The organism is Deinococcus marmoris DSM 12784, from assembly GCF_000701405.1.
In the GTDB taxonomy this organism is placed as follows: Bacteria; Deinococcota; Deinococci; order Deinococcales; family Deinococcaceae; genus Deinococcus; species Deinococcus marmoris.
In genome coordinates this window covers 1-5,667 of the sequence record NZ_JNIV01000167.1, presented here as the reverse complement: position 1 = coordinate 5,667, position 5,667 = coordinate 1, and the positions used below count along the sequence as shown (strand labels likewise).

Here is a 5,667-nt window from a genome sequence, read left to right as displayed (position 1 = left end):
GCCCCCAGTGCCAGGCCGCCGGGGAAAACCCAGGCAAACTCCGGGCCGGAATTTGGCCTTGCGGTGTCAGAAGCACCGAGATGCGGTGCTTCTGTTTCTCGAACGGGACGACGTTCCCTTCGACAACAACCAGGCGGAACGGGATATTCGGATGTTCTGTATCAAGCGCAAAGTGTCAGGTGGGTTTCGGTCTCTGACTGGTGGAGCGGCGTTCTGCCGGATTCGCAGCTATATCTCCACACTTCGCAAGCAGGGCATACATGTCTGGCAGGGCCTCGTGAGTGTATTTCGCGGTGACATCCTCATGCCCGACTTCTCGCGCTGAGTAGTTACGATCAGACAACGCAAGGGTTCACGAACTGCCGCCTCCTCAGGGCAGGCGCTGGGCCAACTGGTCATACACGAAATTGGCAGCCTCGGCCCGGTGTTGATAGACGTCCCAGAGGGTAAATTCCTGACCCACACTGACCCTGTCGCCTTCGGGCAGGGTCAGGTCCAGGCGCGCGGTCAGCTTGAGCCACGGCAACAGTGCAGAGGGGGTATTCAGCACCGGGGTCACGCGGATGGCCCCGGCGTTGGTGGCATCGGTGCTGATGGTGGCCCCTGGATACCGCCGCTTGAGCGCGTTTCCCGAGTCCCGCCGCATGGCGTCCAGCACGCTGGTCTGATCGCTACCGCCCAGCAGGTTGGGACCCGCCATCTGCGGGTCCAGGATCACGTAGGTGGCCGTGGCCAGCCGGGCACCCGTCCAGGCGGCGGGCAGCGCAGTGGCGGGCGTCTGGGCCTGGGCAATCTGGGCCTGGGCGGACATCTGGGCAGGCAGCAGCAGTGCGGTCAGGACTACGGCGGGCACGAGGCGGGTCAGGGGCTTCATCTGCACAGTCCAGCACACCCTGTCTGATGGGCCGTGAAGTGGGAATGAGGCAGATGCTGCCAGGCGGACGCCTCCCACAAAGACCCCCGAACCCAGGCGCTACAGTGGCCTGCATGCAGGACCTTCTGACCACCATGCGCCGCCTGCGCGCCCCGGACGGGTGTCCCTGGGACGCCGAGCAGACCCACGCCTCGCTGCGCCCGTACCTGCTGGAAGAGGCGGCGGAAGCTGTGGACGCCATCGACAGCGGCAGCCCGGCGGAACTGGCCGGGGAACTGGGCGACGTGCTGCTTCAGGTGGCCTTTCACAGCGTGATCGCCGAGGAAGAGGGCACTTTCTCTTATGTGGACGTAGAGGAGGCCATCGTGCAGAAGCTGGTGCGGCGGCATCCGCATGTGTTTGGGAGCGCAGTGGTCAGTGGCAGCGCCGAGGTGGTGAGCAACTGGCAGGCGATCAAGGCGGCGGAACAGGGCGGCAGACCCCGCCGCGCGCTGGACCGGGTGCCCTCGGCATTAGGCGCACTGGCCCGCGAGGCGGCGACGCAGAAGCTGGCGGGCTTTTCGGGTGGGCGGCAGGCGGTGGCCGGGGTTCTGGAGGCCGCCGCCGATTCGCCGAAGGGTGTTGCAGACGTGCTGGCCGCCGTGGTGGCCTGGGCAAGCGCACAGGGCGTGGACGCGGAACTGGCGCTGCGGGACCACACCACCCAGACGCTCGAGGGCCTGCCGGACGAGAGCGGCGCTTCGTGAGCGGTCCGCCCCGGCCCGATTCACCTCTGACCGATCCGCACTTGACCGATCCGCTGGACGTTTCGCTGCTCGGAGACCATCCCCCACAACTGGAGCCAGACCCCTGGCAAGGCTGGCTGGCCGCGCGCCGCCGTCAGACGCTGCACCTGCCCGACTACCGCCCCGCCGCCGTGCTGGTGGCCCTGACGCGCGAGGCAGACCCGCGCGTGCTGCTGACTGTGCGGTCCTCGGAACTTCCCACCCACCAGGGCCAGATCGCCTTTCCGGGCGGCAGTCTGGAGGCCGGGGAAAGCGTGATCGCCGGGGCTGTGCGTGAGGCGTGGGAGGAGGTGGGCCTGGACCCCGCCGCCGTCACCGTGCTGGGTGAGATGGACGACGTGTATACCCCGGCGGGCTTTCATGTCACCCCGGTGCTGGCGCGCGTTCCGGCCCAGCCCAGGCTGAAGCTGTCGGGCGAGGTGGCCCAACTGTTGCTGCCCAGCCTGTCGGAACTGCGCGCCCTGACGCCCACCCGCGAACACCGCCAGATGCCGGACGGGCAGCCGGTCATCCTGTACCGCTACCCCTGGCAGGGCCACGATATCTGGGGCATGACCGCGCGGGTGCTGCACGATCTGCTGACCGACGGCCCGCTGTAGGCGACGCCCAGCAAAGACCCTGCCTCTGCGTACCTGCCTGATCCTCCCGGCATAGAAAAACCCCCGCCAACGAGGCGGGGGATCACAACCACAGGGCTGAATTTAGCGGGTGGGGTTGATGGTGATCTGACCGTTGGTGGTCACGTTGTAGGTGCTGAGGAAGGTGCGGTAGCCGGGGGCAATCAGCACGATCTCGTGGCTGCCCCGGTCCACCTGCACGTTCAGGGTGCCATTGCTGATGGTTCCGGCTTCCTGTCCGTCCACGAACACGCGGGCGTTGTTCACGCTGCTGCGGATCGAGATGGTCAGTTTGGTGGGGGCGGGGGGCGTGACCACCACGGCGGCGAACTCGGCGTTCACGTTGGTGGTGGTTCCGGCGCGGATGGCGACCGTGGTGGAGATGTCGCGGTAACCGGGGGCCTGGATGCGGACGGGGTAGCTGCCGGGGCGCAGGTTGTTGTAGGTCACGTTCGCGCCGCCCAACCGCTGGCCGTTGAGGGTCACGGTGGCATTGTCCACGTTGGTGCCCACGAACAGGCTGCCGGTGCTGATCGGCGTAACGCCAGCAACCGTATAGAAGGCCGTATCGGAGACCCAGGAGTTCTGGGGAATGGGCGTGACCACGATGCTCAGGGCCTGGGCCAGTCCGGCCTGGCTCTTGGCGTTCACGGTGGCGAACTGGTCCTGTGTGGTCTTGAAGGAGCTGATCTGGTCCAGCTTCAGCGGGGTCAGGCTGGCCAGCGCCAGCACCTTGTTCTGTCCGATAGGACCGGCAATGGTGAACTTGAAGTTGTCGCCGGGCGCGGGGAAGCTCTTGGTGGTGCCGGACTTGACGAGGTTGCTGTCGCCGCCACTCAGGCGGTTGGGCAGGATCTGGTCCACGCTGCCGTCGGGGTTGACGTTGAACAGGTAGACGTAGGCGTCACGGTTGACGGTGGCGCTGATCACGGCGTTGTCGTCGACCTTGTAGGCCGGGTTCTGCGCGCCGGTGGAATCCTTGTCGACACGCACGCTGACGCTCAGGTCAGGGGTGGTGGGGTTCACGATGATGCTCTGGGCACTGATCTTGGGGGCGGCGGCGGCGGTAGACAGCAGCAGGGCTGCGGGGATCATCAAGAGTTTCTTCACGGGTGGTACCTCCGAGATGCAGGTTAAGCCGGGCAACATGACGGGCCATGAGTGGGGCCGGGGGCAACGTTAATAGTGCTTCAGCTTACCGTCAGCAGCGTGATGGGTGGCTGACGCACGTGTCAGTGGGCGGTTCCGACACTGACACTGCCGCCCTTCAATCCCATCTGACCGAAGTTTCATTAAGATCGGCGCTCCGAGGCTCACGCGTCTCTGCCGCAGACAGATCAGGCACCCTATCCACTCGCTTCCAGACTGTCTCCGGGCCAGTTCCACACCCCCCACCACGTCTTTTGCCACGCCTAACCCTGCTAGCCTCCCGACATGAGCGCGCCGTCTCCTGCCCAGAACACCCCACGGCCCCAGGGAGCCGGACGGGCGGCGCAACTGGCGCTGTGGACGGTGGCGGTGGCGCTGGTGGTGCTGGGCCTGAAATTCGTGGCCTACCTGATGACCGGCAGCGTGGCGCTGTACTCGGACGCGCTGGAAAGCGTGGTGAACGTGGCGGCGGCGCTGGCAGCCTTCGTGGCGCTGCGCGTGGCGGCCCTGCCCGCCGATCAGAACCATCCCTACGGACACACCAAGGCCGAGTATTTCAGCGCGGTGGCCGAGGGCGTGCTGATCGTGCTGGCGGCCCTGAGCATCGGGCGCGAGGCCGTAGGCGGGCTGATGAATCCGCGCGAACTGGACGCCCCCTACGCGGGCTTGCTGGTCAATGCGGGGGCAGGGGTGATCAACATGCTGTGGGCCGGGCTGCTGCTGCGGGCGGGGGCCGAGTTACGCTCCCCGGCGCTGCTGGCCGACGGGCGACACCTGAAGACCGATGTGCTGACCAGTGTGGGCGTGCTGCTGGGCGTACTGGCCGCCAAACTGACCGGCCTGACCTGGCTGGACCCGGTGATGGCGCTGCTGGTGGCGGTCAACATCCTCTGGAGTGGTTTCGGTCTGATGCGCGAGAGCGTGGGCGGCTTGATGGACGCTGCCGTGGACCCGCAGACCGAGAAAGGTATCCGCCGGATCATGAGCGAACACGGCGACGGCGCGCTGGAAATGCACGACCTGCGGACCCGCCACGCCGGACGTCTGGCCTTTATCGAGTTTCATATGGTGGTCCCCGGCGAGATGTCCGTGCAGCAGGCCCACACCATCTGTGACCGCCTGGAAGACGCCATCCGCGCCGAGATTCCGGGCAGCAGCATCACCATCCACGTGGAGCCGCAGGACAAGGCCAAGCACCACGGCGTGCTGGTGCTGTAGCGCGGGCATTCCCACCTCGACCCTCCCTTCGGGCGCTGACGTTACAGCCAGCGGGCCAGGACCGGGAACTAACGGCAAGTTTGCCCAAGCGTAATCCAGTAGACTTTTAATATGCTTGTACGCGACTGGATGACCCGTGACCCCGTGACCGTGACCCCCAGCACGCCCGTTATGGAAGCGCTGAAGACCCTCAAGGACGGCAATTTCCGCCGCCTGCCCGTCATGGATAAGGGCAAGCTGATCGGGATCACCACCCGCAAGGACCTGAAAGACGCCATGCCCAGCAAGGCCACCACTTTGAGCGTGTGGGAGCTGAATTACCTGCTGAGCAAGCTGACGGTGGCCGAGATGATGGCCCGCCCGGTGATCACGGCAGCCGAGGGCGAGTACATGGAAGACGCTGCGCTGCGGATGCAGGAGCACCATGTGGGCGGCCTGCCCGTGCTGGACGACAGCGGCAAGCTCAGCGGCATCATCACCACGATGGATGTGCTGCGCGCCTTCACCGAGATCCTGGGAATGCGCGAGGGCGGCGCACGGATCACGCTGGAGATGCCCGACACCCCCGGCAGTCTGGAAAAGGCCACGCGCGCCATTGCGCCCAGCAACATCATCAGCGTGGCCACCTATGACGGGCGTGACGGTCACCGCCGTTTCGTGATGCGAGTCAGCGGCGAGGGGACGGAAGACGTCAGGCAGCGCGTGAGGGATTCGGGCATTACCGTTCTGGAGTAAACCAGAGAATCTAGAGCATTTGTCCGAATAGACGCAGCAGAAAAAAGGACGTAACTACTCAGCAGGGGGACTTGCGAAGCGGGCGAGTGTAGAGTAGGCGCATTCAAAACGACTGCGCCAACTGCAAACGACTGGGAGCTGAACTGGCACAGCTTCAACTCGCGTTTGCTGCCTTGCTCGCCCGTGTTCAAGATCTGGAAGCCCAGCTCGCGCAAACCAGCAAAACCTCTAGCCAGCCTCCCAGCCAGGACAAACCGTGGCTTCCCAAGAGTGAGCGCCAGAAGAGCGG

Annotated in this window: 8 protein-coding genes; 6 read left to right on the top strand and 2 right to left on the bottom strand. The window is 65.6% G+C overall.

Features of this window, described 5'->3' with window-relative positions; genetic code table 11:
- A partial coding sequence (locus Q319_RS25085; protein ID WP_029484604.1) for an IS66 family transposase occupies window positions 1-325 on the top strand: 325 nt, incomplete at its 5' end.
- Window positions 326-370: 45 nt separating this feature from the next.
- Here Q319_RS25085 and Q319_RS0122285 read toward each other — a convergent pair.
- Window positions 371-874 (bottom strand): hypothetical protein, encoded by a 504-nt coding sequence (locus Q319_RS0122285; RefSeq protein WP_029484603.1) that lies wholly within the window; start codon window positions 872-874, stop codon window positions 371-373.
- Window positions 875-987: 113 nt separating this feature from the next.
- Here Q319_RS0122285 and Q319_RS0122280 point away from each other — a divergent pair, with 113 nt between their 5' ends.
- Window positions 988-1,620 (top strand): MazG family protein, encoded by a 633-nt coding sequence (locus Q319_RS0122280; RefSeq protein ID WP_029484602.1) that lies wholly within the window; start codon window positions 988-990, stop codon window positions 1,618-1,620.
- 26 nt (window positions 1,621-1,646) lie between these two features.
- Window positions 1,647-2,258: an NUDIX hydrolase gene (locus Q319_RS0122275; protein WP_081846242.1), complete on the top strand. Its 612-nt coding sequence runs from the start codon at window positions 1,647-1,649 to the stop codon at window positions 2,256-2,258.
- A 102-nt stretch (window positions 2,259-2,360) separates the two neighbouring features.
- Here the strand turns inward: Q319_RS0122275 and Q319_RS0122270 are convergent, their stop codons facing one another.
- Window positions 2,361-3,386, bottom strand: a complete 1,026-nt coding sequence (locus Q319_RS0122270) for a PEGA domain-containing protein (RefSeq protein ID WP_029484600.1) — start codon at window positions 3,384-3,386, stop codon at window positions 2,361-2,363.
- A 324-nt stretch (window positions 3,387-3,710) separates the two neighbouring features.
- On the opposite strand from Q319_RS0122270, the gene mntE reads away from it, so the two are divergent.
- The 3 genes from mntE to Q319_RS29230 all read left to right on the top strand — a co-directional run.
- Complete coding sequence (mntE, locus tag Q319_RS0122265) at window positions 3,711-4,643, top strand: manganese efflux transporter MntE (RefSeq protein ID WP_051655686.1); 933 nt, start codon at window positions 3,711-3,713, stop codon at window positions 4,641-4,643.
- A gap of 111 nt (window positions 4,644-4,754) precedes the next feature.
- Entirely contained in the window at window positions 4,755-5,378 is a 624-nt protein-coding gene (locus tag Q319_RS0122260; RefSeq protein ID WP_029484598.1) for a CBS and ACT domain-containing protein, read from the top strand.
- Between the two features lie 101 nt (window positions 5,379-5,479).
- Window positions 5,480-5,667: DUF6444 domain-containing protein (locus Q319_RS29230; protein WP_425388011.1), on the top strand; the 188-nt coding region annotated here is incomplete at its 3' end.